The organism is Geminocystis sp. M7585_C2015_104 (genome assembly GCA_015295805.1).
GTDB lineage: Bacteria > Cyanobacteriota > Cyanobacteriia > Cyanobacteriales > Cyanobacteriaceae > DVEF01.
Window position 1 is genome coordinate 45347 of sequence record DVEF01000093.1, and the last position, 25631, is coordinate 70977.

Below are 25631 nucleotides of genomic sequence, written 5' to 3' on the forward strand. Positions count from 1 at the left end.
AACCGAAACATTGACAGTGACAAACTTGTAGTTAGATTTTCCCTTACCTGCCTATAACCTGAATGGTAACTGGTGCTATACCACTGGATTTTAAACCGAGAGCCCTCGCCGCCGCCGCCGACAGGTCAATGATTCGTCCTCGTTTTCTTGGCCCTCTGTCATTTATCCGTACTACAACAGAGCGACCATTACGGACATTAGTAACTCTGACAAGGGTGCCAAAAGGTAAAGAAGGGTGGGCGGCAGTATATTCATGTTGGTTGAATCTTTGGCCACTGGCGGTGCGTCGTCCATGAAATCCGGGGCCATACCAAGAAGCTATGCCATGGGCAGCCTTTCTCAGATTCTTAACGGGGGCAAGGGGGTTAAAGTTATTTTTGACAACGGTTTTGGGTTGCCCTTGAATTTGTCTTAAGGGGGGGGCACCCCCCACTAGACGACGAAGACGATTAGTTAACTGTAAAGCATCCTCAGCAGAATTGTCAGTACTATCCGGCAAGATAGTGTGTTGATTTAGTCTTATTAATTCCTCATTGCCAACTACGAGGGAATAGTCATTGTCAGCATTCCAAATAACATTGATTTGCGAGGCTACAGAAGGCTTATCCGAAATTGCTTCCAATTTCTCCGCCAATTTGACTGCACCATCTAAAGCGCCGCCATTGGGGGTTTCCAGAAACGTTAACAGAGGAGTATTTTGGTAGTATAAAGTTATGGCACCACGGTTTTGTAACTGGTGTCTATATAGTCTGGTGAAACGAAATTCTTTGATGGGCTCTGTGGCATTTCGTGCTAAAACATTTTCAACGGGGACTATTATTTTTTCCTGTTGCTTGGGGTAGTTTTTTGCTTCTACTCCCTCAGGCGATTGTCCGGTAATTCCTATGCTAATTAGTGTTGTTAAGACTGAGCCTTTAGCAACTTTAGTAAAAAATTTCTCGTTCATGGTCATAGTCCTTTTCTGGGTGTGATTCAGCGTGTGTCTTTTGGTTTTGTTTCCGAGGGGGTTAAAATCTCTCCCCCTCTATTTTTTTCTCTCATTGCCCCCTTCTTTCGACTTAAACTAAATTAACACAACCACCTTTATCGATGTTTAATTATTTCTTATACATCTCATTTTGTATTATTTTTTGTTTTTATTTTTATTGCTTTTTATCGCTAAATAAGAGAGAATGGATAGTTTGTACTTTTTTTCAAAAGCCAGATTTAGTTTTAAAGAACTAATAGGTCAGTCTCCGCCATATTAGGGGATTCTATTCGCTCTCATTTTCAGAGCAATTGCCGAACAAGGGCCTAGGGAATATAAAAAGTTTCTCTTGTAAACTTAATATAAAAAGAAAATAAAAAATGACACAAAAATGCTCATTATAAAGTTATAAGGGTTACTAATATAACTGAATAGAAAAGGAAAAAATAGAGTTCAAGCCAACACAAATGGGGAAATTGGACAGGGGGGAAGAGGAGTGATATCATCTAATTGTAAAGAAATTGTCAAAAAACTGGGCAGTTACAATAAGAAATTTTGATCTGTCAGAGGGCAAACTGATAGGGTATAAAGAAAATTTATAGAAGGGAGCTGTACAAATGGACTACAAACAGGCAGGAGTAGACGTAGAAGCGGGAAGAGACTTTGTTAGAAGGATAAAAGACAAGGTAGCCTCCACCCATGGCGTGGGAGTGTTGGGGGGAATAGGCGGTTTTGGTGGTTGTTTTGAATTACCTCCGGGGGATCAACAGCCTGTGTTAGTATCAGGAACAGACGGAGTGGGGACTAAGTTGAAAATTGCTCATAAGCTGGGGATTCACCACACGGTGGGAATAGACTTGGTAGCCATGTGTGTTAACGACATTCTCACCCTGGGTGCCACCCCCCTATTTTTTTTGGATTACATAGCCACAGGCAAACTAGACAAACAGCAGTTAGAGGGAGTTATAGACGGTATTGTTAGGGGATGTAAAGAGAGTGGTTGCGCCTTGTTAGGGGGAGAAACAGCAGAAATGCCGGGTTTTTACCAGCCGGGGGAATACGATTTGGCTGGTTTTGCCGTAGGGGTAGTAGAAAAAAGTTTGCTTATCGATGGCAGTCAAATTGAAGTGGGGGATGTAGCAATAGGATTAGCCAGCAGTGGTATTCACAGTAACGGTTTCTCCCTGGTGCGCAAGATTATTGAAACCCACCGGTTAACTTGGGATTATCGTTGTAGGCAGTTAGGCGGTCAAACCCTTGGAGAGATTTGTTTAACCCCCACCAGGATATATGTCAAGCCAGTGTTAGAGGCATTAAAAAAGGGTATAAAAATAAGAGGGATGGCGCATATTACCGGTGGTGGTATTCCAGAAAACTTACCCCGTTGTCTCCCCCAAGACAAATCCATTGTAGTGAATCTAGACAGCTGGCGCATTCCCCCAATATTCCGGTGGTTGGCAGAGAAAGGGGAGGTTAAATTCGAGGATATGCTAAATACCTTCAATCTGGGAATTGGCTTTGTAGTCATCGTCGACCCCCAACAGATGGAAGCCACTTGCCAACATTTCCAACAAGTCGGGATAGACACTTATGTCATAGGGGAAGTCATTGAAGGGAAACAATCCATCGAATTTATAGGTCATCCAGACATAGACTGAACATTTTTACACAAAAATCGTCCTGCCTAGTAGAGGTTTGTGATTTTAAACCCCTAGGCTCATATTCCCCCTATATCCTAAAAAAGAAAAAAAATGTCTAGGATTAGGCATTGCAGTTTAACAGCAGGTTTAAAGGTAATAGGCGTCTTGGCGGCAATATCATCACATTTCCCTCTTTCACCCCTGTTTGCCGCCGAAAGGGTGGTTATCGAATACGGTATTTGGCGACAATCCCTTCCCGTTGCCGACATTACCGACTTTTGTAAATCAGGCAAAACCACCCCAGCTTTGGAGTCTTACTTGCGAATGTCGAAACAAACAATCGACAGCACCAACAGTCTTCTCTGTAAACCAATTCCCGTTAGTGGCGTTATGCTTTCCAGGATGCTAAATAATCCCGTTGGCGACCTTATCCTCGATACCTTTTCAGAAATCATCTCCACTCCCACTGGCAAGGCTTCTCGGGAGTCTCTCCGTGGTGCCTTGGTTAGTTGTGCCCTTGAAAACAACAGTATTAGTGTGGTCAAAGTGTTAGAACATTATCCTACTTCTGATGTCCATTTAAAAGGGGAGAAGTTATTAGAAATTCATGGCAAACTAGGGGATATATTGGCCACAGTTAAAAGGATAAGGTTTTAATCCCTCTCGGCTTATTTCTGTTGCAACCCCCAGGCATTTGCTTAACTAAAGCCCTTATTAGAACCTAGATTCACACTCCTTATTTCCTCTGTGTTAAACAAGAAAATAACCCCTAACACCAAAAAAGCATTCCTTCCCGGTGCCCTAGATGAATTTGTTATGGCAGTAGCAGGTTTTTAAAGTAATTTAACCCCTGCTTTTTGCTGCATTAATAATACTTGTGCCTTTACCCACAATAAAACATGTAATTTTTTTTCCCTTTGATGCCACTAAAAAAAGGGGGTTAGAGGGCCGAATCGGTGTTGGTTTCTCAGACTATCACTAAGGATATTGCAATAAAAAAAGTGTAGAATATGGAGGTTTATTAGCCATTAAGGCGCTACCTTGTATGAGTAAAAAAATATAAACATCTGAAAAAATGAGCTTAGACTTTCAGACTTTGCCAAGGGTCGTCTTCCTTTCTTTTCTTTTATTTTTATTACTACTGTATTATAGTGCCAATTTCCCAGTTACAGGTAGAAATTAGCCGGCTCAGATAGTTAAATATTTCTTCCCACAAGCCATGCCGGGCAAAAAAAGCGTCAAAAAAAAATACTCAGCAAAAGACATAGACAGAGTTAAATTTAAATGTACCAGCTTTAAAAACTTTACTAAGAGGCAGATGTTGTAAAGGGAGATTAGAAGGCATAATGACAACCCTAAACAGGAGAGAATAAAATTTAATGTCTAAAACCCCACTATATGGGATATTATAGAATAAACCCAACTTCAAGAGGCTACTGTTAGAAATACGAATAATAAGAAGTACTAATAAAAAATTAAAGGCCAAACACAGAAATTTATACTGAAAAACGCCATTAGCCCCAAACCCTTTTCCCTTACCCCCTTTATCCCACCCTCCACACCCCAACCCCTATACCCAAATCCCGCGGCAATGGGCTGTATGATACAATAACTGAAAAACTCCATTTTTTACCCACTTTGTGTCGGAATTTATGTCGGAAGGAAGCCAGAAAAATACGGAAGAAAAATCTAGTTACGAACCACCAGAAAATCCTAACAAAATTACCGCAAAAGCCGAGTATTTGAGGGCAATAGCAGACGTATTAAGGGCATTTACTCCCTATGTTTGGCTGGCAGTTATAATCCTTGTGATTGTACCTATAATAGGGCAAATAACTGTTGCCAACTCCTTCAAGGCACCCCCAAGCAAACCCGCAAAAGAAATCCTCATAGAAACCCGAAAAATTGATTGGGAGAAGGTAGATGAAGCCGTCAGAAATAGTGTAAAAGTTGCTTATAAAAATACTGAGAGGTATGCTGCGGGAAAACTAGACGATTGGTTTGAATATTTGGAGAAGAAAATCAACCCCAGTTTTTTGGATTGGTACTTTAGCTATTGGAACCAAAAGAGGATAGAATATAGGGGATTGTTAGCCCTAGGGAGGGCAGGAATATCTAAAATATTGGGGAAAAGCGAAAAAGACATAAATACCCAAGTAGCTGAAGAAATCACGGCAGATTTTCAGAGAGAATTTGCCAAAAGAGTACTATCCCCCGAAACCGCCCAATTAAAAATAGAAAGAATCACTCAGCAGACAGTAGAATACTATCTCGAACAAGTTAAAAACGCTATTGATAATGTTAAGGCGGAGTTTAAAATACCCCAAGAAGAATGGGATAGATATTTGAGAGATTTAGCTGTTACTACCTATTATGTTGGCAGTGTTTCCAACACCCCATCGAAACTATTTGTGGGGGCTAGTGCCTCTTTGTTGGTAAAATCTTTATCGGCGGCTGGCGGCAAGATTACGGCAAAGTTGGGCACAAAAATCGCCACTAAAACAGGAGGAAAGTTGGCGGCTAAGATGGCATTTTACGCCCTAGACGCAGCTATTGGTTTCGGTATTTTGCTGTGGGATTTTTGGGATGTATATCACAACGCCCAAGTAGAAAGACCTATTTTAGAAAAAAATTTGATGGAATATCTACAAGAGTTGAAATACCAACTTCTCCGCGCCCCTAACATAGGAATCATGTCTGTCATTGACAGAATTCAAGAGGAGTTATTCTCCCACCTGAAATAGTCATTTCAAACCTTGCAATTCGCCTACTTATTCCCAGGCAAAATTGGTTATAATCTCCCGCCGTAGATAATATAAATTGCATTTTTTGTGGGCCTATTTTATAGGAACCAAGAAAGACAAACTGATGAAAAATATTAAACCCGGCTACAGACACCCAGCAGAAGAGGGGAAAAAACGTTTTTGTAGCAAAAAACTACGGCTACTTCAAAGACTTCATGACTTCTAATCAATAGGCACCAGTTTTTCAATCCCCACAACTAGGATATAACTTAGCTTCGTGCCGTATGGTGGCAAAGTATTCAATATGGGCCAGATTACTACTATAAATTTCAATGATCTTACGCGCCCCGTAGATAGGATCGTACCAACAGCATTGCGCTATCTTTTCAGTTAAACCCCGCTAGTGCTTATCTTCCTTTTTGCCAAACTTTTTCAAAAATTGCTCTAGGGGCCAGGTTATAACAGTCCTTAAAATTTACCCTATCCATATCAATAATGGTTCTCTTTTCTCTAATTCATACCCATCTCGCCATGCTTTCTTCCATTTTCAAACCCCTCTGCTATCCCCATTCCCAACCAAATCCAACACAGGTTGTGTTTTTTGTCAAGACAATGGGAGAAAAATCCTAAACACGGCTTTAGACGACTCATCAAAAGCGAGAAAAAAAAGAGACAACAGGGGTAAGAATAGAGTATGGCACTGTAATATTCAAGACAGGTTAAAATCAAAGATCTAGAGAGTACTCTTGTAACACCTCGAGGGGGACAAATTCTAGTGTTTTCTCATGGGTAGCATGCAAATTTACAGGCGGGGCTACACCAGCTTCTAGGGCCTCCAACCAACGACTAACACACAAACACCACCTATCTCCTGGTTTCAAACCCGGGAAGTTATACAAGGGCATAGGTGTAATCAAATCATTCCCCCTGCTTAGTGTAAATTCTAAAAACTCTTTTGTTACCTTTGCGCATACAAGATGTAGTCCAAAATCCCCGGGGCCAGTATTACAACAACCATCGCGGTAGAAACCGGTGAGGGGAGACTTACAACAAACTTCTAAGGGTTTTCCAAATACGTTTCTTGCTTTCGTCATGTTTTCCCCGTTGGTGGATGGCAGAATTTAAAATCGGGATGCCTGTTGGATGGAACAAACAAGCAACTACAGAAGATTATATCCTATAGGGTTCTGAACAGTATGCGCCTCTTAAGACTATATATTATTTCTTTCCTTTCTTTCTTTAAAGGAGCTACGAGCCACGTATTTTTGTTGTTTTAAGCCACTGGGGTTATGGCCACTACTTCAACGGCAGTAGGGAATTATGTAAAGTACAACATTAAACCCGGCAATTAAAAATCTTGAACAAAAGATGTTGTCAGTGGCAATAATTTGGTACATTAACCTAAATGTGTTAAGACAGAAAAAGTGAGAGAATCAAGATGAAAGTACTAGTAATAGGCGGAGACGGTTATTGTGGTTGGGCCACTGCACTCCATCTGTCTAACAGAGGCTATGAAGTGGGGATTGTTGACAGTTTAGTACGTCGTCTGTGGGATGAGCAACTGGGGGTGAATACCCTTACTCCTATTGCCCCAATTCAAAAGAGGATTCAACGGTGGTATGAGTTAACGGGGAAGAAAATAGAATTATTCATAGGTGACATTACCAATTACGATTTTCTTATCAAAGCCTTTCGCAAATTTGAGCCGGAAGCGGTAGTACACTTTGGCGAACAAAGAAGTGCTCCCTATTCTATGATAGACAGGGAACATGCGGTGTTTACCCAGGTAAATAATGTGGTAGGCACCCTCAATATCCTGTATGCCATGAAGGAGGAGTTTCCCGACACCCACCTAGTAAAATTGGGTACTATGGGGGAGTATGGCACTCCCAATATTGACATTGAAGAAGGATACATTGAAATTGAACACAACGGCAGAAAAGACATCCTACCCTATCCCAAACAACCTGGTAGCATGTATCACCTCAGTAAGGTCCATGATAGCCACAATATTCATTTTGCCTGCAGAGTTTGGGGTTTGAGGGCCACTGATTTGAACCAGGGGGTAGTCTACGGGGTTTTGACGGAAGAAACCGGGATGGACGAGATTTTAATCAACCGTCTCGACTATGATGGCATTTTTGGCACCGCTTTGAATCGTTTTTGTATTCAAGCAGCAATAGGACATCCTCTAACAGTATATGGCAAGGGGGGACAAACCCGGGCCTTTTTGGATATCCGCGACACTGTAAGATGTGTGGAACTTGCCATAGCTAATCCAGCCGAACCAGGGCAATTCAGGGTATTTAACCAATTCACCGAGTTGTTTAGCATCAGAGATCTAGCCTATATGGTACAAAAAGCTGGTGCGGCCATGGGTTTAAAGGTAGAAATTCAGAATATTGAAAATCCACGGGTAGAATTAGAAGAACACTATTTTAATGCCAAAAATACCAAACTATTAGACTTAGGTTTACAACCCCATTACCTTTCTGATTCCCTCTTGGATTCTCTTCTCAACTTTGCCATGAAATACAAAGACAGGGTAGATATGAATCAGATTATGCCAAAAGTTTCTTGGCGGAGATAAGGGGCTGATTATAATCAAAAATGCATAATAAATAATAACCCTGGGTTTTTTTGAGTATGGCCCAGGGTTGGTTTTATCCTTTTTGCTGCCATTATTGTTGCCCCCCTGCACGAACAAGAGGGGAATTTTTCTTGTTAAACCTTTATTTTTCCCAAAATGAATAGTAACCCTATTTTACATAAATCTAAATCCTGAACCCCCTTAATAGAACCTTCAAGATGAACCTTTGTCCGCCAACTCTGGGTAAATCTCTAAATAACAACAACTTTTTCTAATAGATACCCCTATTTCTCTCATTTCTCTCTCATTTAATTTTTCTCATCCAAAATTTTCTCATCAAAAATCGGGCCATGCCTCATTTCTGTTATATGAACTAATTCCAGTTTACCGAGATGTTTTTAGTGCACATAACTGCCGGCTCATAAAACCTGGAAAGGTTGAAAGCCAGGAAAGCCTAAAGCAAATACTGTTCATTCCAGAATCTGCATGGTTCCAGTACCCATTCTTTTGGGCATTCCGAGGGCAAAAATATGTGGTTACTATGAATTATTACTCCTTTGTTTAGTCTTGGCAACATTTCGAGGTATTCATACTGAACATCACTCCCAATTTTTAACCCATGAGTTGAGTTAATAAATAAAATATCATTTTCTCATAATTTCTCAAATTCTGTCAGAGGAATATCTTGAACTATTTTAGGCATTAATCGGGGCGGGTAAAACCAGCTTTTAGAATATCATTTTAAAATAGCTCAATTGCTACCAACTCGCCTTTGTAGTTCTTGTCTTCTTCTTCATTCTTTAAAATATCCCCCCCAGACAAGGATGGAATATCCTAAACCAATCTCGAAGGCTTTTCTAGGCGTAAAATTAAGAAAAATAGGGGATAAAATTCCCCATAAACCGAATCAAATATCCCATTTTTTGTCTAATATTTATAGAACATTAAACTGAAAATAAAATTGAGTAGCAAGCTATAATATTAGAACTTTAACTGGGATAAAATGGAAAGCAATTACAGCTAGTATATCCGTTAATATTGGTGCCGACAAGTTCAAAATGTTTTGTCCACAATTCGTCTTTATTAAAATTCCGGGTTTCGGGAATAGGTGAATAAAAATGCTCTCTGATGAGATGTAAATGCCCAAACCCTGCCACGGGGTGAACTATTTTTTGTAAGCCATGTAACCAAGGCGTTTTACTGCTCCCTTTTCCTGGTGGTTCATGGGGAATGCCTTTCCTATGGATGGTTCAGTTTTTACCAGTTACAACCATAGGATGATACCATAAGCAAAAGCAATCGTAGGGAAGAAATATGACAGCAAAAATTAGGTTAGAATACAAGGGTTTTTGGGAAAAAGCTCATAGGTTTGGGTTGTTAAAAAGGGGTCATTTTTTATGTAAATATGGCCCAAAACCCTAGGGCCATCTCTTGACAATTTTTCCGGGCCTTAATGGTATTTTTTTACTTTCTCTTTTCCCTGGCAAGAAAGCAAGAGTTTCCATGAAACCATTTATTCTATCCATTAGACTGCCAGAGAACCAATGTCAACTTAGCCAAAAAAAAAGCCCACCAACCCAGGGCAATCTCTCACGGCAAATGAGTTTTTAAAAAGGTATTATCAGGAGTCATTTTTTAGCAATAAAACAGGCTCAAGGGAAGAATAACCCGGCCTGTTGGAAAAATTACTTATCAACACTATTGGGGTAATTAGGGTAGTAATGGCTATTATAGTCCCTATGAGCTCCACATGGAGACTTTGTGAATTGTTTTTATTCCTCGGAGGGTCAGCCGCTTCCATTAATTAAATAAGTTTTTTGAATTAGTATTTAACAACTACTCCTGGCCCTATAATAGCACAAATATGCAAGCTCCTCCGTATTCTGGTTGACAATCTTAAAGTTTGTTTAAATTTTATTTAGAAATAACTTGCCGGCAAAATAAAAAGGCACAGACTGCGACTATAACAGAAAAACCGGGGAGATTAAAAGAGAAGAATAAAGCAATTAAACTATTGGGGAGAATTCAGAGGACAAGAGGAGGGGCTAGTTTTGACTTCCACACGGTTATAGCCGGAGTTTTTAAGTAATTGTTCCACAATGGTAACAGCTTTTTCGTTGGCCTGGGTGAGAATGTCTTGTTGACAGGCGGCGACAGTGATTTTTTGGAGGGTATGTTGTTGGGCAAGGGCTTGTAGTTGTGGGGCATTATCTGGACCTAGATTGAGGAAACCACGATCGTAGTGGTATACCCGAGAGTTGTTGACATCGATTTTGCTGTCTAGAATTTGTGGGGGGGGCAGTTGGATTGTAATCCTATCACCTGTGACTTGGAGGTGTTGTGGTTGTAACTGACTCAAATCTATGCCGGCTTTCACCTCCCCCCTAGCCAGATACAGCAACTTGGTTTCGCCAATCACCCATTTGCCGATTACTCTTTGGGAGGAGGCAGGCACAATGGTCTCCATCGAGAACACAGTAGTAACCAGATGCCCTACAGAGCGAATTTGTTGGAGAAGAGAATAGGAGTCTGTGATAGCAGGGGTGACAACAGTAGGGGTAAAGGTGGAAACTAGATTGTGCCAAAATGTTACAGTGCCCTGCCAGATGGCAATGGCACCAACGCCGAAGAAAGCGGGGAGGAAGAAGAGGGGAAATTTTTTCGCACTTTTCCAAGGGGTCATAAACCAGTTGGGGTAAAATGTTGGGAGAGGTTCACCGACGAGTACAATAAAATCCCGCCTGGTGAGAAGCTATATTCGAAGCTATATTTACTACATTTGCTGCTCTGGTGACTCTACTGGCATATTAAAAGTTTATGATAACAGAGAAGATTTTTGCTAAGAAAAAACCGGTTATTGGTGTAGTTCACTTGTTGCCTTTGCCCACTTCGCCAAGATGGGGGGGGAATTTAAAGGCAGTAATTGAAAGAGCTGAACAGGAGGCTACGGCTTTGGCAGCTGGTGGGGTGGATGGGATTATCGTGGAGAATTTTTTCGATGCCCCCTTCCCCAAAGATAGAGTTGATCCGGCCGTGGTAAGTGCCATGACCATCATCGTGGACAGGATTATGAATCTGGTCATGCTGCCCATCGGCCTGAATGTCCTACGCAATGACGCTCACAGTGCCCTTGCCATTGCTGCCTGTGTGGGGGCTCAGTTTATCAGGGTCAACGTCTACACCGGCGTCATGGCTACTGATCAGGGTCTCATAGAAGGTAAAGCTCATGAACTACAAAAATATCGACGAGAATTAGGGAAGGACATTGCCATCTTCGCTGACGTGCTGGTGAAACACGCCCGTCCTCTAGGAACTCCCAATTTAACCACAGCGGTACAAGACACCATTGAGAGGGGGTTGGCAGATGCGGTGATTTTGTCGGGGTGGGCCACCGGGTTGCCTCCCAGTCTAGAAGACCTAGAGTTGGCCAAGGAGGCGGCCAAGGACACCCCTGTATTAGTAGGCAGTGGGGCCAATTGGGAAAACATTGGACAACTACTAACCATTGCCGACGGTGTGATTGTAGCCAGTTCTCTAAAGCGCAATGGCAAGATAGAGGAGCCCATCGATCCCATCAGGGTAGCTCAGTTTGTAGAGGCGGCCAACAGTATACCCCCCTCCCCTACCTCCTCCTCTTTCAAGACGAAGGTATCATGACAGTCTCCTCCCCTGTATTAGAATTGAGATGGCATTGATTTGGGGGAGTAGCTCAACTATGCTTCGTTACCGTCAACAGTCTTGGCTACAAAAAAAATCCCGTTTTCTCATTGGCGCCATTGCCATTGTAGGTTTGATTCTAACCCTTTATTTGACTATTAGTAAAATGGCCGGGGGTTCAGTGGCTTGCGACGCCTCCCAAGGGGCCAGTGGCGGTTGTAACAGCGTCTTGGATAGTCCTTATGCCTACCCGTTAGATCCTATGGGGAAAACAGGCCCCCCCTTGAGTCTTTTCGGAGCACTAGCCTATTTTGGCATGGCCACTTTTGCCCTCTGTCCCCTGTTTGTAAACCCTGAGCAGAATAAACAACTACGCCAAAAACTGGAAGACTGGACTTGGTGGTTTATGTTGGTGGGGGCCTTTGTCATGGCCTCTGTCAGCAGTTATTTGATGTATGTTTTGGCCTTCAAACTCCAAACATTATGTTACTACTGTATTGGCTCGGCCCTCTTTTCGTTTAGTCTCCTCCTGCTCACCCTCCTTGGCCACCACTGGGAGGACATAGGACAGGTGGTTTTTACGGGAGTTATCGTAGTCTTACTTAGTTTAGTGACTACCCTGGGGGTGTACGCCCGGGTTGAGCCTCAGACTCCTAGTGGTGTTAGCACAGAAATGGCACAGGGGGGAAAAATTCGCATCCCTAGGGCTACCACACAACCTGTGCCTCCCATTGGCTGGGCAATTACCACCAAGTCCGGGGCGGCAGAAATAGCCTTGGCCGAACATTTGGCCAAATCGGGGGCGGTTATGTATTCTGCTTACTGGTGCCCCCACTGTTATGAGCAAAAACAGTTATTCGGCAAGGAGGCCTTTGCTAAACTGAAAACCGTAGAATGTGATCCGGAAGGCCTAAAGGCTGAGCCCCAGAAGTGCAGAGATGCCAAAATCAAGGCCTTTCCCACCTGGATTATCAACGGAAGGGTATATGAGGGGGTTTTAACCTTGGATGATTTGGCCACCTTGACTGGCTACAAGGGCAATCGGAATTTCCGTTATACCCTATAGTTTCAAAAAAGCCGAAGTCAACAGGGCTGATAGAGTTGTTCTATGGCCTTCTCTTGGTCTGATTGGCCCATTAAAGACTCGCCGATTAACACTGCATCGGCGCCAGCATTATGGACATAATCTAAGTCTTTTTTGGTATACAATCCCGACTCACTGACAACGGTAATGCCTCTTTGACGAATAATGTCCCCCTTTTTGGCCAGCAGCTGCCGGGTGGTGTTTAAGTCTACACTGAAGTCCTGTAGATTCCGGTTGTTAATGCCAATCAGCCTCACCCCCTCTATTTGTAAAACCCGCTCTAACTCCTCGAGGGTGTGCACCTCCACCAAAGCAGTCATTCCTAGACTGTGAATGATTTTGAGGAAATAACGCAAATCACTATCCCTTAAAATAGCGGCAATGAGCAAAACGGCATCTGCCCCCTTTAAACGCGCTAAATAAACCTGATAGGGGTAAATGATAAAGTCCTTGCACAAAAGGGGCAAAGAAACAGTTTGTCGAATACTGGCCAGATAATCAAAACTGCCCTGGAAAAACTCCTCATCTGTCAAAACGGAAATACAAGCCGCGCCACCCCTCTCATAGGCCTGGGCAATGGCAGTGGGATTGAAGTCAGGACGAATTACACCCTTACTGGGGGAGGCTTTTTTTACTTCGGCAATTAAGGCCGGTTTACGGGGCGAGTTTTTTATACTAGCCAGAAAGTCTAAGGGGGGATTGGCCAACTCCTCTACTTGTTTGCGTAGCTCTTGTAGAGGCAGTTTTTCCCGCATTTTTTCTACTTCTTCTTCCTTGTGCCAGACGATCTTCTCTAGAATGTTCCTTGGTTCCCCCTCGGGCACTTTTACTTGATAACGCAAATTGTCTACTGTGACTATTGGGGCGGGATTTTGACGACGAATTTCCATTTATTTTCTCTGTTGCTACTACTAACTACAGGTCAGCTGTAAATGTACATGTTATCTTATCTGTTTCCCATACCACTTGTCAGGTGTACCATTTTAAGGGAATATATTTTTGGTCAAATTTGATCCTTATTTCACCCTAAGAGTATGATTTCCAGTAACGACTTTCGCCCCGGTGTTACAATAGAATTAGAAGGTAGTGTATGGAAAGTGGTAGAATTCCTCCATGTGAAACCAGGTAAGGGCTCAGCTTTCGTGCGGACGAAGTTGAAAAACGCCCAGACGGGAAACGTGATTGAAAGGACATTCCGTGCCGGGGAAATGGTACCCCAGGCTAACTTGGAAAAACGTGTAATGCAACACACCTACAAAGATGGGGACGACTATGTGTTCATGGATATGGAGAGTTTTGAAGAGTTTAGACTCTCTGCCTCACAAATAGGGGAGAAGTCTAAATACCTGAAAGAGGGAATGGAAGTGAATATTCTGTTTTGGAAAAATAATGTATTAGACGTGGAACTGCCTAACTCTGTGGTGCTGGAGGTGGTAGAAACAGATCCAGGGGTGAGGGGAGATACGGCGACAGGAGGGTCAAAACCGGCCATCTTGGAAACCGGTGCTCAGATTATGGTGCCCCTGTTTGTGGCTGTGGGAGATAAGGTTAGAGTGGACACTAGGACAGATACTTACCTGGGTAGGGAGTAAACCTGTTGAGTTGGATGTTCCGTTAGTTTTGCCTAAGACTTGATATTATTGTCTGTGATTCACTAGTTGAAAAGATAGATAGTTGAAAGTGCCAATAGACTTCAACCAGTTAAGGGAATTCATCGAGGCCATCGCTAAAACAGATATTTCTGAACTGGCTCTAAAAGAGGGGGATTTTGAGTTGACAATACACAAGGCTCCCCCTGTACCGGCCCCCATTCCCTCCAAAGTAGAGTCCACCGTTAGTCCCACCCCCCCAGTTACTCCTCCCCCTGGCCCGGTTTTGGAAACGCCCGCAGTGGAGGGAGAAAAAATCACTAGTGGCACCAAGACGAGAGAAAACTGGGTGGAGATCACCTCCCCCATGGTTGGAACCTTCTACCGCGCACCGGCCCCAGGGGAACCTCCCTTTGTGGAAGTGGGGGATATTGTCTCGCCCGGACAGGTGGTTTGTATTATTGAGGCCATGAAACTGATGAACGAAATCGAAGCGGAGGTTGGTGGCCGAGTGATGGAAATAGTAGTAGAAAACGGACAACCAGTGGAATACGGTCAAACACTGATGTGGATAGCGCCCCAACCATGACCCTGACTCACACCTAGCCCTCCATAGTTTGATTATAGGCAAGCCAGGCCAGGGTAATTAGCCCCTTAACAATGGCTATGGCCGGGGATATGCCACCCTTACTACTGTCGACACGGATGTGGGGGATGTTACTGAGCTTTAACTGACGACTTATTTTTTCCTTGCGGGTGAAACCGGCGGGGGTGGCCACAATCAAACTGGGACTTATTTGAGAGGATTTGACCAACTCCAACAGCAGAGATAACCACAACAAATTCTTGCCCACTACATAAATGGCCTGGGGGTGACGGAGGGCCAACTCTTGCCTCTGTTTTTGGGGGGTGGCCACAGAATCCAAACAGGCAATGGGGTTGACAAAGGTTCTTTCTAAGAGGGTACTGATTTCTGTGCGGATTGCCATGGCGTCGACAATAATAGGCACCCTTTTTTGAAGGGCCGCTGCCCCAGCAGTAAGGGGTTGGTGTGCGAATTTAACCTGCCCCGCGTACTCCAAATCCCCACTACTATAAACCACCCGCCGGACAATCTCATACTCAGCTGGGGAGAATCCTTCTTTCGGAATTTTCTGTTCAATGATGTTAAAATTCTGGGCTGCCAGTATATTCCACTCCAATTTTTTCCTCCCTATAATACAGGAAAGCGTTTCATGTTGACCACCGCTTCTTTTGCGGCTTTTACTAAATTTAAGTCCAGTCCTGGCACTTGGGGAAGCTGCATCAACACATCTACTGTGCGTCGTAAAACCCTCACTATGTCCCCCTCATCCAGGGTGGTATTGTTACAAATCTCCTCCCAGCTGGCGCCCAAACACCAATTCTCCGCCAAACCAATTAAGTCACGCTCCAGCCATACCGGTATTGTAAGGGAGCGACGGTTTTGGGCCTGGTATAGGCGGCGACGGATTTCCGATAAAGGGGTGTGGAGGTAGTTGGCGATAGTTCCATAGTCATCGTCTCGACGTAAACCGAGAGCCTCCAACACCTCCGCTGATGGCTCATAGGCTACCCACAAATCCCCCCTCAAGGGTTCAGTAGTAAGGGCAGTAATGGCTCCCGCCAACTGATGGGGCTGCAAGTAGTCCAAATGTCCTCCGGTTAAGGCCAACCCCAACCACAATTCATTTTCAACCCTGATAGCCGCCGCCGTTTCCCCCAGGGGAGTAGGGGTATACCCGTCTAGGGCCTCAAATTCTTGTAATACCTCCACCAGGGCCAGGAATTCCTGCCAGTAGTATGAGCTGCTAGCCTTATAGCGTTGATATTGCACTTGGACCTTGGCCAGTTCCTGTTTTAATTTCTGTCTTTTTCGATGCTTTTTGAGGATTTTGTTGATATTGTCTACCTGATGGAGAGGGTGAGCTGTAATCTGTCTTTCTATCTCCTCTAGCCGCTGCCTTTGATAGACAATCTCCTCACTCTCCATTACTCTCTCTTGGGCAAAATCGGCAATAGCCCTAGCCACCACCAGAGTCTCCTCATCCCCCTGGGCAATTACACCCACTTTTGTCTGTTCAATGTGGGGTGTTGGGAGTCTATCTAGGAAGGATAGGGGAATTTTGCCGTCATCTATGTCCACTACATCCTGAAAAGAGGCTAAATACCAGCAATTATCACTGCCAAGACAAACTAGGAATTTTTGATTACCACTGTGGTGGTAGTGCAGGAAAACCCCATCCACCTGGTAGGAATTTTTCTTATACTGCCGATTCAGATGGACAATAGCACCCACTGGCAAGTCTTCTAACAGGGGAGCAATGGATTTTTGTCGCTGCTGTAACCAGTTTTTCTCGAATAATTTGAGGATTTTCTGCTCCTGTTTCTTTCTTTCTTTTAGTTTTTCATAACCCACTAGTTCTTTAGCATCGAAGGGGGCCAATTCTACATCCAGTTTAGCAATCCTTTTAGTGTAAGAGCGAATGGCCTCCTCTTGGGGAGCCAATTGAAGTCGGGCCAGATACTCGGCAAAGCTCAACTCTAATAACTCTTTAGTCTCCTCCAGGGTGTGTTTTTGCAACAGGTTGAGCACCATTCCATAGCTGGGGGTAAACTGACTGCGAAGGGGCTCAGGTGGAGCCTTAGCCAGTTGTAGGGCCATTTTGACCCCCTCATAGGGGGTTTGTACTGTTACCACATAACCCACCTTGTCCATTCCCCTCCTGCCTGCCCTACCAGCAATCTGCAGGAATTCTGAGGGGGTCAACAGTCGGTGGCCGTCATCACTTCTTTTCCTCAGGGCAGAAATCACTGTAGTACGTGCCGGCATGTTTATCCCCGCCGCCAGGGTGGCCGTGGCAAATACAATCTTCACCAATCCCATTTCAAACAGGCGCTCTACCAACTCCTTCCAGGCCGGTAAAATTCCCGCATGGTGGGCGGCTATGCCACGGGTGAGGGGCTCAATTTGATTTGTTCTTGCCACTTCACTGTGTGAGGCTAAAAATTGCAAGAAACGAGCCTTAAAAATAGGGTTAGCGATAATATAATCTACTAATTCCTCCCCCCCATTGTCGGGGTCAGCAATAAAACCTAAAATTCTATCATAGGCCAGTTTATGTTCTTGTTTAGCAAATTCCACTACTTTAATCTGCAATTCTATGTTCTCAATGAGGAGAAAATGAAGTAGATAGAGTAAAATCTGACGGCTTTCCTCAACATTTACTAGATTCAAATAGGGGAGAGATTCCACCGCTTCATCACAAGCCCTGCGACTGAAAATGACATAAATCGCGGGCAACATGTTATTATTTTGTAACTGTTGAACAACGGTTTTGACACTGGGACAATCCTTAGGACTAAATCTCCCATTTTTTCCAGGAATTAGAAATTTTCTCAACTGAGGATTTAATTTTTTCTCCCTCTCATCCAACAAGGGAAATAAACCCTGACTGTGACTAAAATAAAATTTCAGGGGCACGGGGCGAAAATCGGAATTAATCAAAACACATTCGCTCACATCCTCCCCCGGCACTGACCTACGAACTGTATTAATCCAGTCACATAATTGTTCAGGATTGCCTATGGTAGCGGACAGGGCCACCAACTGGATATGTGGTGGACAATATATAATTGACTCTTCCCATACTGTTCCCCTGGAAGGTTCACTGATGTAGTGGCACTCATCTAGCACTACAGTCTGGACATTCCAAAGAGACGTCCCCACCTCCCCTATTGGTGTCGCATAAAGCATATTACGAAATATTTCAGTAGTCATTACGACCACTGGGGCATTGGGGTTGATAGAGACATCCCCTGTGATCAAACCCACTTCTTCATAGATGCCCAACTCTGGTAGCCAGGTGCGCCCAAATTTTTTCTGGAAATCCCGGAACTTTTGATTAGACAGCGCCTTTAGGGGAGTAGTATAAAATACCCTCTTGCCATGGTTTAGTGCCCTATAAATAGCATATTCTCCTATTACCGTTTTCCCCGCTCCCGTTGGGGCTACTACTAATACTGACTTATTTTGGTCCAAATGGTAAATTGCCTCTTGCTGGAAATCGTCCAACTTATAAGGAAACAGCTGTGTCAAATCCAGTTCAGTCAGATTCATCTCTACTCATCTGATTACAATAAACACCAGTGGGAATGGGGGGATTAGAGGGTGGGGGTTTGGTTACAGGGGGGGGCGAACAGTTTTTTAAAAATTGTAACTAATTTATTCCGACAATTGGTACTAACTAAGGTTATCATCGGGTAGTTATAGACTAAGAGAGATTGTTGTATTTCTGATGAGTGATTGGTTAGAACACAGTGTCCAAATTGAAGTGCCCGCCTCTATCAACTTGGTATGGGATTTGTGGTCAGACTTAGAAAGAATGCCCCAGTGGATGAAATGGATAGACTCGGTGGAAATTTTGCCGGAAAACCCCAGTTTATCCCGTTGGAAGTTGGCCAGTAGCGGTTTTGAATTCAGTTGGCTCTCCAGAATTGTCAAGTTACAAAGACATCAAATCATCCAGTGGGAATCAGTAGACGGGTTGCCCAACAGAGGGGCGGTGCGTTTTTATCCCCGTCACCAGTCTAGTATTGTGCGTTTGACGGTGGCTTATGGCATTCCCGGGATTTTAGGCAAACTGATGGACAGTCTTTTCCTGGGGCAGATTGTAGAATCCACCCTCAGGGCAGACTTAGAAAGATTCAGAGAATATGTTAAGAAAATGGATAATAATTCCTAGTGGGGATGACCATGATTTGTGGGGTTTTCCCTATTCCCCTGTTGCAGTTGACTTTGGGGGTTGAATCCAGAGGTACTACCCCGGGAATTATTATAGGGTAGGGGTTGACTTGCCACTAAAGCCTCTAGATTGGCTTTTAGCACAGCTAGAGGTTGTTCGCCAATGGCCTGACCCACCGCTTCCCCCCTAAAGTTTAGGAAGACAAAGTGGGGTATTCCGTTGACGTCGTACTTGAGAATTTCCGGCAACCAGTTACTGTTGTCTACGTTCAGCATTACAAAATTTACCTTCCCCTCATATTCCTTCTTGAGGGAGGCTAAATCTCCCGCCATCATTTGACAAGTAGTACACCAGGGGGCATAAAATTCAATCATACTGGGCTTGCCATTACTAAGGGCCACCTCTAAGGGGGTGGACGAAGCGGCCTGGGTTTCCAAAGATTCCTGTTTCAGAGTGCTTTTTGTGCTTATTACTAAAACAACGCCAAGCACCACAGCCACGAGGGCAATCACCAGTTTCTGTATGGGGAGGGTTTCCTTGTTGTTTTCCACCATGGTATAATATTCCAAACTTCCCACAGGCAACTACCATTATAGGGGATAGAACCTAGGGGGTGGGGGGGTAGGATGTGGGGGATGGGGGATGGGGATACCTATGGCAAAACTCTCAGTCGCCACCGCCACAGCCACCACAACCACCGCCACAACCACTGCCACAACTGCTGCCACAACTGCTGCCGCCATCGCCACCGCTGCCGGAGGAGGTGGTGACGGGTGCCAAGATGCTATACAATTCAGCAAGTGGACTAGATGCCAATACCGTGTAGCCGAATATAGCCAATGCCAAGGGGGTGTAGGTGGTGGTGGCGTAACGTTTTCTGACATCTTGTAAGAATTTTTCTCCCCAGCCACTGCGAAAGGGAGGTTGTAATAGGGTCAATGCAATAATGGAAAAAAATAAAACCATAATAACTAGAAATCCTACTGGTTTTTGTCGTTGTATTCCCACAATAATTTTGGCTATCCCCAACAATATAACCAGAATTACCGGCAGAGTGCTACTCCAAAATGCTTTCTGGTTAAATTTTTTCCTATCGGCTAATAGTCCCAACTTTAACAGTTTCTCTTCAATGGATTTTGTGGCCGACTTTGCTTTTGATTTTATCTCCCATATCCTACTATTTTCTCTTACCATTTCCACTATCTTTTTCTCTAATTCGCCTATATCTTTCGGCTCATTAATCACTTCCAAACTTCTTTCTGTTGTGACTACCCCCAATACTTGTTTTTCCACCAGAGATGCAATTGCGGTTTCTATAGCCCTTTCCGCGCCTCCCGCTAGGTATCCCACTTCCACAGCGTCTAATTTTGGGTTAGATCCCAGGGGATTGTTGTGGGGTTTGTTGAAAAAGTATCTGATTTTATCTACCACAAAAAAGACTACTGGAGTTAAAATCCCATAGAATATAAGAAACTTATGTCCCGGTAGTTCGAGGGGATTGAAGGCGATGGCGCAGCCTGTCAGAGAAAAAACAACAGTGTTTAATAGGAGCAAATTATAAATTTTTTTGCTGTCTAAAACCCCACATTTTAGCTTTCCAAAATTGAACGAATTATCATTTGATAGGTGTAAATGGGGAGGAGCCCAAACAGCCGCCGGGGGGCATTCTCCAAAAAATCTTTCATAACTTGCCAGGGTTTCCCGGTACATTTTTTGGTGTTTTTTTCTCTCCGACACTCCCCCCTTGCTCGGTATATGGTGCAGGGGTTTTCCCAGAAATTTAGGGCAGAAATCTTGCCAGTAGGAGTGGGTGTAAATCAGGTGCAAATGCCAGACTTTATCTATCACTTCTGAAGGGGAGACTGGATGATTTGCTGCCACTGCCAAGAAGGCAAATTTTTTGTACTCAGCAATGGCCAGCTCCGTAAATTCCTCACTCCAATTATTTTCCCTGGCCAGTCTTTTGCGGAAAGAAATGTCAAAAGAAAACTCCTGTATTTTTTGATAGAGTTTTTCCTGTTGGCTGTCCATGATTTGCCGATACAAAAAAATAAAATTTGCTCGGACTGGGTTGATTTAATGCTAGCCTAGATCCTCGAGAATAGTAATAAAATGTAACATTGTATGAAGAAAAGAGTCACCCTGACATTTCCCCGCAACGTGGTACAAATGCCCCTCACCTACCTTTTGGCAAAGGAATTCAATGTGGCAGCCAATATAATTCGCGCACAAGTGGCACCAAATCAGGTGGGGAAGCTGGTATTAGAATTGTCGGGGGATATAGATCAACTGGAAGCTGCCATTGATTGGATGAAGAGTCAACAGATTGAAGTAGCTCTTACTACAGGAGAGATTATAATTGATGAGGAGAGTTGCGTCCACTGCGGCTTATGTACAGGTGTATGTCCAACAGAATCTCTGACCCTCAACCCAGTTACATATAAACTACAATTCCGCCGTCAAACTTGTATTGTATGTGAACAGTGCATCCCCACCTGCCCATTACAAGCCATTAGTAGTAATTTATAGTGTGTTGTTAGTTTGTGTTATGTGAATTATAATTTTTCCCAAGGGATTTCTGAGGAGAAGTCAGTAATTTTTTCAAAGTGTAGTGCCCCGTATTCTGAGCCCCATTTTTGTTGATGGGTGTTTACATCTAGGCCTCTGTCCCAACTGACAAATGTTGTTTCTGTAAGTTCCACATCACTCACTAAATAGGTGAGGTAGTCCCCTTTTTTGATGATACATTTATTGCCCTCTACTTGGCCGACAAACTTGCCATTTTCTCTTTTAAAAATCATCGAGCAGTTGTAACGTCTTTCAATAACATCAGGGGTAATTGTTTCTAAGATCGAACGATTGTGTCCTGAACCAGCATACCATATGGGGTTTTTTAAGGCATAATTTTCCACGTAGACATAATCATCTCCTGGTATTAGTCTGTGCACTCCTTGACGGTAAGGTTTCCACATATCATAGTCGTATACTTGTTCCGAATAGAAGCCGATTCCTCCAAAAAAGTCCCAGGGTAATGGCCGGAAAAAAACATGAATATGGGCGAACAGTTGGGGGTTAGTAAAGGCCTGTTTTTTATTACTAAATTGCCCTGCCAAACAGCGACAAAATGCTGCCAATAGTTCCTTTTTTTTATCAGACATTTGCCCCTGCAGCTAATTTTTTTCCCTGATTATATCGCAATTTGTCCAGTTAGCTGATTCTAATTTCTGAGGAGAAGGAGGCAGTGGTGACACCTCTTCCCTCACTGGTTTTAATCATAGACACCCGGAAGCGGAGGTTGGGATTGGCAAACCAGATTTTTTCTTCTGCACTTGCCCTATCATACTTAGTGGTTAGGACAAAAGTGCCATCGGGGAGGATTTGGTAATGGGCAATGGCGGGGATGGTTTCGGCATAACCGGTATCCCGTAGCAGTCTTCCGCGACTGGGGTTGTCTGGGTCTGGTATAGGGACTAGAATAGTAGTACCCTTTAATTCTTGATTTTCATCCCAATCGGATTCTCCCTCCCAACTCATTTTAAAGGGGCATCTAGCCAGGGCCGGTTCAATGTCATACTGTTGACACAGACTGATAACTTCTGGACTATCTGGTGCTAGGGATTGGATTTCAATTTCCGAATTCACCTGCTCAAGATAACTAAAGGCTAGATGGTGGACACTGCGCAACGAACGCCAACTGCCGAGGGATTTTTCCACGAATTCCTGAATAGCCATCTACTACAAGGAAACGAGAACATGTTTCTATTGTTAGCATAAAAGGAGGCGTACCGCCATACGCCAGGGACAAGACGTATTGGTTGTACGCCGTTATGCAATGGGTCTATACCACTTCAGTTATGCTGACAATAGTGCCGCCGGCGCGTTGGATGCGTTGGATTTGGGGGCTCATTCTGTTGCCGGGCACCAGATATACAGTAGTGCTAACTCGACGGGGGGAGTCAAACTTGAAGCCTTTGGCCACAATCTTAAACATTTTGTCGGTAGCATCTTTGTAGCCGGAACGACCACCTGTTGAAGGCAGTGTGATTTTGTTGTCGGTGCCGACGGCGATGGCCTGCAACAGACGAGGGGATTTGCGGGCACTGTCAACACTGGCATAGCCGCCCCACAGATTGAGGGTACGGTTGTAAACCACTTGTCGGTGGCCAGGTTGAGTCCGAGCCCCTTGATAGTAGGGAACTATATTTTCGCCGAATTTTTGCTGATATTCGGCACTGTCGATGTAGGAGTCAATTTCTGCTTCAAAGCCCTGTTCATTGCAGATGCGGACGTGTTCGGAGACTTCGGCTTGCTCCTGTGGGGCACGTCCTAACAGGTGTTTAAAATTCAGTTCCACAAAACGATAGGGGGGGCAGGAGTAGAAGTAGCGACGACGGTAGAATTCGGACTTGGCTACCTCCCGCACGAATTCCCTTACAGTCAACTGGCCACTGCGCAGACGGGATTCGGCAGATACCAGACGCTCGCTTTCCATGATGTGGGGGTTGCCCAACACCTGACGGTAGACGGCACGGATTACTTGGTCTACACTTTCAGGGGACAAATCCCGCAATTCTACTGGGGCATCCATTACAAAAGCCATATTTTCACCTCCAAACTCTATTACGCAACCATTTGGGTTATACGGGGGTGATGCTAGCAATTACGCCACCCTCTTTGTGAACTCTCTGGTATACTTCGGACAGTTGATTGTAGGGCACAAGATATACTTTGTTGCTACGACGGAATTTAGAAACACGATTGACGGCGCCGAGGGAGCGATAGGCAGTGACTTCTACCCGATATACCTTTCCGTCTTCGCTAGCGCCGACACCAAGACGGGTGCGGGCGGTGACTGGTTCGGAGAAGGCCCAGCCGTCTCCTGGTGCGCCACCGGATGGGGGTATTACTGGGATGGGTATTTCTTGGATCACATACTTGTTCAACACGGGAGACTTACCGGCGAGACTGCCTTTCAGATCACTGCCTGCTGGCCCCCTGAACAGAGCAAACATATGGGTGAATTCAACCATAGTGCGCCCAGGCTCGGTCTTGTAACCGCGGTAGTAGGGCACTATGTTCTCCCCAAAGGCATTTTGATACTCGTCGCTGTCTAGATAGGAGTCGATTTCCGCTTCATACCCCTGGGTATCGAGGATGGTGCTGTGAGCCCTCATTTCCTCCAGGTTAGCGGGGGTCCGACCCAAAAAGTGTTTGAAATTCAGCTCAATAAAGCGATAACGGGGGCAGGTGTCGAAGAAACGGGACTTATACAGGTCGCTTTTTGCCACTGCCCGGATAAATTCTCGTACGCTTAGTTCTCCTCCTTTAAACCTGGATTCTGGCACCAATGCCCTTTCGCTTTCCATCACATAGGCATTACCCAGAATCTGACGGTATACAGCGCGGATAATTCTTTCTAGGTCATCCGCACTACAGTCGGGGGTCCTTTCGATGGGTGGGGTTTCCTCAAACAGACTTACTCCTAAAATGGACGCTGGCCCAAAAACCATTTTTTTCCTCCAACTTCTCTTGTTTTTATTGTTTCTTAAAAAAACTTAACGTTACTTTAGAAAATCTACACCGGTTATGGCGGTTAAAATGAGTCGAGTTAAAGACTGACTGTCCCTTGAGCTACCCCAGCCCGAAGGGTACTTGGGTGGCAGACAATCAATCTCTCCCTCCTATTTCTCTAATATTTAACAGGAATTTGTCCCACCTTTTCGTTAATATTTGTAACAATTGTTCGAAAAAAAAGACTGTAATGTAAAGTATTGTTACTTTCTTTAATAAGGAAGAGAAAAAGGCAAGAAAAAGAGCTAAATTGGAAGTGCGCAGTACTAACTTTTTATCCCCCCATATGTATCAGGCTTTTAAAGAATTTCTGGAACAAGAATTGGCGGCTCATTTCGAGTTGCGACCTCGTCCCATCCCCCAGGGGTTAGAATACAAGGTAAGTGAAAGAGGAAGGAATAGGGCAGTAATCCAGAGTTGGTGTTTTCAGTGTCCCCAGTTGCGCAAAATCCGCTACACTTACATAGACGCCGGCGAATCAGCCCAGATTTTCAACAGTGTAATCTATCCAGCCCACCATTACGATTTGCCCCTGTTGGGGATAGATTTTCTCTCCTTTAGCAACAAGAAACACCTGGTGGTATTAGACTTTCAGCCTCTATTCAGGGATGAAGCCTATTTACAGAAATATATTGCCCCCATGGCGCCCATTCGGGAGAAATACGCCGATTTGGCCCAAAATCTGGAGATGAAATTCTACGATGCCAACCGCTATTTTTCTCCCAATCTCCTGTTTGCTAAAACCGATGCCGAGTCCATTCAAAAGCGACTGTTCCCCGCCTATCAGGAATATCTACGATTATACTGGCAACTGGTAGAGCAGGCCGAGCCCTTATCCTCTCCAGAAGACATTGAGAGAATCGTCCAGGCCCAAAAGGACTATGATCAGTATAGTGCAGAAAGGGATCCAGCTCATGGTCTGTTTAGTAGTTATTTTGGCCATGAGTGGGCTACCCGTTTCCTCCACGAGTTTTTATTTGAAGACTCTGTGCCCCTCACTGTAGTTAACAAGTAGTAGGAAATATA

23 protein-coding genes are annotated in these 25631 nt (G+C 44.2%); 11 read left to right on the forward strand and 12 right to left on the reverse strand.

Annotation, left to right across the window (positions count from 1 at the left end; translation table 11 throughout):
* Nucleotides 1–43: 43 nt before the first annotated feature.
* Nucleotides 44–946, reverse strand: coding sequence for a septal ring lytic transglycosylase RlpA family protein (locus IGQ44_11355; GenBank protein HIK38571.1), 903 nt, complete (start codon nt 944–946; stop codon nt 44–46).
* A gap of 638 nt (nt 947–1584) precedes the next feature.
* Here IGQ44_11355 and IGQ44_11360 point away from each other — a divergent pair.
* From IGQ44_11360 to IGQ44_11370, 3 genes are all read left to right on the forward strand, one after another.
* Complete coding sequence (locus IGQ44_11360) at nt 1585–2625, forward strand: phosphoribosylformylglycinamidine cyclo-ligase (protein HIK38572.1); 1041 nt, start codon at nt 1585–1587, stop codon at nt 2623–2625.
* A 93-nt stretch (nt 2626–2718) separates the two neighbouring features.
* Nucleotides 2719–3264, forward strand: a complete 546-nt coding sequence (locus IGQ44_11365; GenBank protein HIK38573.1) for an alpha/beta hydrolase — start codon at nt 2719–2721, stop codon at nt 3262–3264.
* Nucleotides 3265–4259: 995 nt separating this feature from the next.
* Nucleotides 4260–5351 carry a hypothetical protein gene (locus IGQ44_11370; protein HIK38574.1) on the forward strand — a complete coding sequence of 364 codons (1092 nt, stop codon included), beginning with the start codon at nt 4260–4262 and terminating at the stop codon, nt 5349–5351.
* A 725-nt stretch (nt 5352–6076) separates the two neighbouring features.
* On the opposite strand, the gene IGQ44_11375 is transcribed toward IGQ44_11370, so the two are convergent.
* Nucleotides 6077–6445: a DUF2237 domain-containing protein gene (locus tag IGQ44_11375; GenBank protein ID HIK38575.1), complete on the reverse strand. Its 369-nt coding sequence runs from the start codon at nt 6443–6445 to the stop codon at nt 6077–6079.
* A gap of 344 nt (nt 6446–6789) precedes the next feature.
* Here IGQ44_11375 and IGQ44_11380 point away from each other — a divergent pair, with 344 nt between their 5' ends.
* The gene (locus tag IGQ44_11380; protein ID HIK38576.1) at nt 6790–7941 is read left to right on the forward strand and encodes an NAD-dependent epimerase/dehydratase family protein; all 1152 of its coding nucleotides are present in this window, start codon (nt 6790–6792) and stop codon (nt 7939–7941) included.
* Nucleotides 7942–9952: 2011 nt separating this feature from the next.
* Here IGQ44_11380 and IGQ44_11385 read toward each other — a convergent pair.
* Nucleotides 9953–10624 (reverse strand): DUF4230 domain-containing protein, encoded by a 672-nt coding sequence (locus IGQ44_11385; GenBank protein ID HIK38577.1) that lies wholly within the window; start codon nt 10622–10624, stop codon nt 9953–9955.
* 134 nt (nt 10625–10758) lie between these two features.
* Between IGQ44_11385 and IGQ44_11390 the strand changes: the two genes are divergently transcribed.
* Together IGQ44_11390 and IGQ44_11395 are read left to right on the forward strand one after the other, a co-directional pair.
* On the forward strand, nt 10759–11598 hold the full coding sequence (locus tag IGQ44_11390; GenBank protein ID HIK38578.1) for a BtpA/SgcQ family protein: 840 nt from the start codon (nt 10759–10761) through the stop codon (nt 11596–11598).
* 58 nt (nt 11599–11656) lie between these two features.
* Nucleotides 11657–12664, forward strand: coding sequence for a vitamin K epoxide reductase family protein (locus IGQ44_11395; protein ID HIK38579.1), 1008 nt, complete (start codon nt 11657–11659; stop codon nt 12662–12664).
* A gap of 17 nt (nt 12665–12681) precedes the next feature.
* Here the strand turns inward: IGQ44_11395 and trpC are convergent, their stop codons facing one another.
* Nucleotides 12682–13572: an indole-3-glycerol phosphate synthase TrpC gene (gene trpC / locus IGQ44_11400; GenBank protein HIK38580.1), complete on the reverse strand. Its 891-nt coding sequence runs from the start codon at nt 13570–13572 to the stop codon at nt 12682–12684.
* 144 nt (nt 13573–13716) lie between these two features.
* On the opposite strand from trpC, the gene efp reads away from it, so the two are divergent.
* Both efp and accB read left to right on the forward strand, forming a co-directional pair.
* On the forward strand, nt 13717–14274 hold the full coding sequence (gene efp, locus IGQ44_11405; protein HIK38581.1) for an elongation factor P: 558 nt from the start codon (nt 13717–13719) through the stop codon (nt 14272–14274).
* An 88-nt stretch (nt 14275–14362) separates the two neighbouring features.
* Nucleotides 14363–14860, forward strand: a complete 498-nt coding sequence (accB, locus tag IGQ44_11410; GenBank protein HIK38582.1) for an acetyl-CoA carboxylase biotin carboxyl carrier protein — start codon at nt 14363–14365, stop codon at nt 14858–14860.
* Between the two features lie 13 nt (nt 14861–14873).
* Here the strand turns inward: accB and IGQ44_11415 are convergent, their stop codons facing one another.
* Nucleotides 14874–15473: a precorrin-8X methylmutase gene (locus IGQ44_11415; GenBank protein ID HIK38583.1), complete on the reverse strand. Its 600-nt coding sequence runs from the start codon at nt 15471–15473 to the stop codon at nt 14874–14876.
* Nucleotides 15474–15484: 11 nt separating this feature from the next.
* Nucleotides 15485–18409: a DEAD/DEAH box helicase gene (locus IGQ44_11420; protein ID HIK38584.1), complete on the reverse strand. Its 2925-nt coding sequence runs from the start codon at nt 18407–18409 to the stop codon at nt 15485–15487.
* 178 nt (nt 18410–18587) lie between these two features.
* Between IGQ44_11420 and IGQ44_11425 the strand changes: the two genes are divergently transcribed.
* Nucleotides 18588–19034, forward strand: a complete 447-nt coding sequence (locus tag IGQ44_11425; GenBank protein HIK38585.1) for an SRPBCC family protein — start codon at nt 18588–18590, stop codon at nt 19032–19034.
* Here the strand turns inward: IGQ44_11425 and IGQ44_11430 are convergent.
* Both IGQ44_11430 and IGQ44_11435 read right to left on the reverse strand, forming a co-directional pair.
* The gene (locus tag IGQ44_11430; GenBank protein ID HIK38586.1) at nt 19031–19588 is read right to left on the reverse strand and encodes a thioredoxin family protein; all 558 of its coding nucleotides are present in this window, start codon (nt 19586–19588) and stop codon (nt 19031–19033) included. The two genes, IGQ44_11425 and IGQ44_11430, sit on opposite strands and share 4 nt — an antisense overlap.
* A gap of 112 nt (nt 19589–19700) precedes the next feature.
* Nucleotides 19701–21065: a TIGR04222 domain-containing membrane protein gene (locus IGQ44_11435; protein ID HIK38587.1), complete on the reverse strand. Its 1365-nt coding sequence runs from the start codon at nt 21063–21065 to the stop codon at nt 19701–19703.
* 93 nt (nt 21066–21158) lie between these two features.
* Here IGQ44_11435 and IGQ44_11440 point away from each other — a divergent pair, with 93 nt between their 5' ends.
* Entirely contained in the window at nt 21159–21563 is a 405-nt protein-coding gene (locus IGQ44_11440; GenBank protein ID HIK38588.1) for a 4Fe-4S binding protein, read from the forward strand.
* 26 nt (nt 21564–21589) lie between these two features.
* On the opposite strand, the gene IGQ44_11445 is transcribed toward IGQ44_11440, so the two are convergent.
* The 4 genes from IGQ44_11445 to IGQ44_11460 all read right to left on the reverse strand — a co-directional run bounded on the left by IGQ44_11445 (nt 21590) and on the right by IGQ44_11460 (nt 24544).
* Complete coding sequence (locus tag IGQ44_11445) at nt 21590–22192, reverse strand: chromophore lyase CpcT/CpeT (GenBank protein ID HIK38589.1); 603 nt, start codon at nt 22190–22192, stop codon at nt 21590–21592.
* A gap of 49 nt (nt 22193–22241) precedes the next feature.
* Nucleotides 22242–22766 carry a phycobiliprotein lyase gene (locus tag IGQ44_11450; GenBank protein HIK38590.1) on the reverse strand — a complete coding sequence of 175 codons (525 nt, stop codon included), beginning with the start codon at nt 22764–22766 and terminating at the stop codon, nt 22242–22244.
* A 106-nt stretch (nt 22767–22872) separates the two neighbouring features.
* The gene (locus IGQ44_11455) at nt 22873–23634 is read right to left on the reverse strand and encodes a phycobilisome rod-core linker polypeptide (GenBank protein ID HIK38591.1); all 762 of its coding nucleotides are present in this window, start codon (nt 23632–23634) and stop codon (nt 22873–22875) included.
* A 37-nt stretch (nt 23635–23671) separates the two neighbouring features.
* Nucleotides 23672–24544, reverse strand: coding sequence for a phycobilisome linker polypeptide (locus tag IGQ44_11460; GenBank protein HIK38592.1), 873 nt, complete (start codon nt 24542–24544; stop codon nt 23672–23674).
* 347 nt (nt 24545–24891) lie between these two features.
* Here IGQ44_11460 and IGQ44_11465 point away from each other — a divergent pair, with 347 nt between their 5' ends.
* Nucleotides 24892–25620: a 15,16-dihydrobiliverdin:ferredoxin oxidoreductase gene (locus tag IGQ44_11465; GenBank protein ID HIK38593.1), complete on the forward strand. Its 729-nt coding sequence runs from the start codon at nt 24892–24894 to the stop codon at nt 25618–25620.
* The last annotated feature ends 11 nt before the right edge of the window (nt 25621–25631 follow it).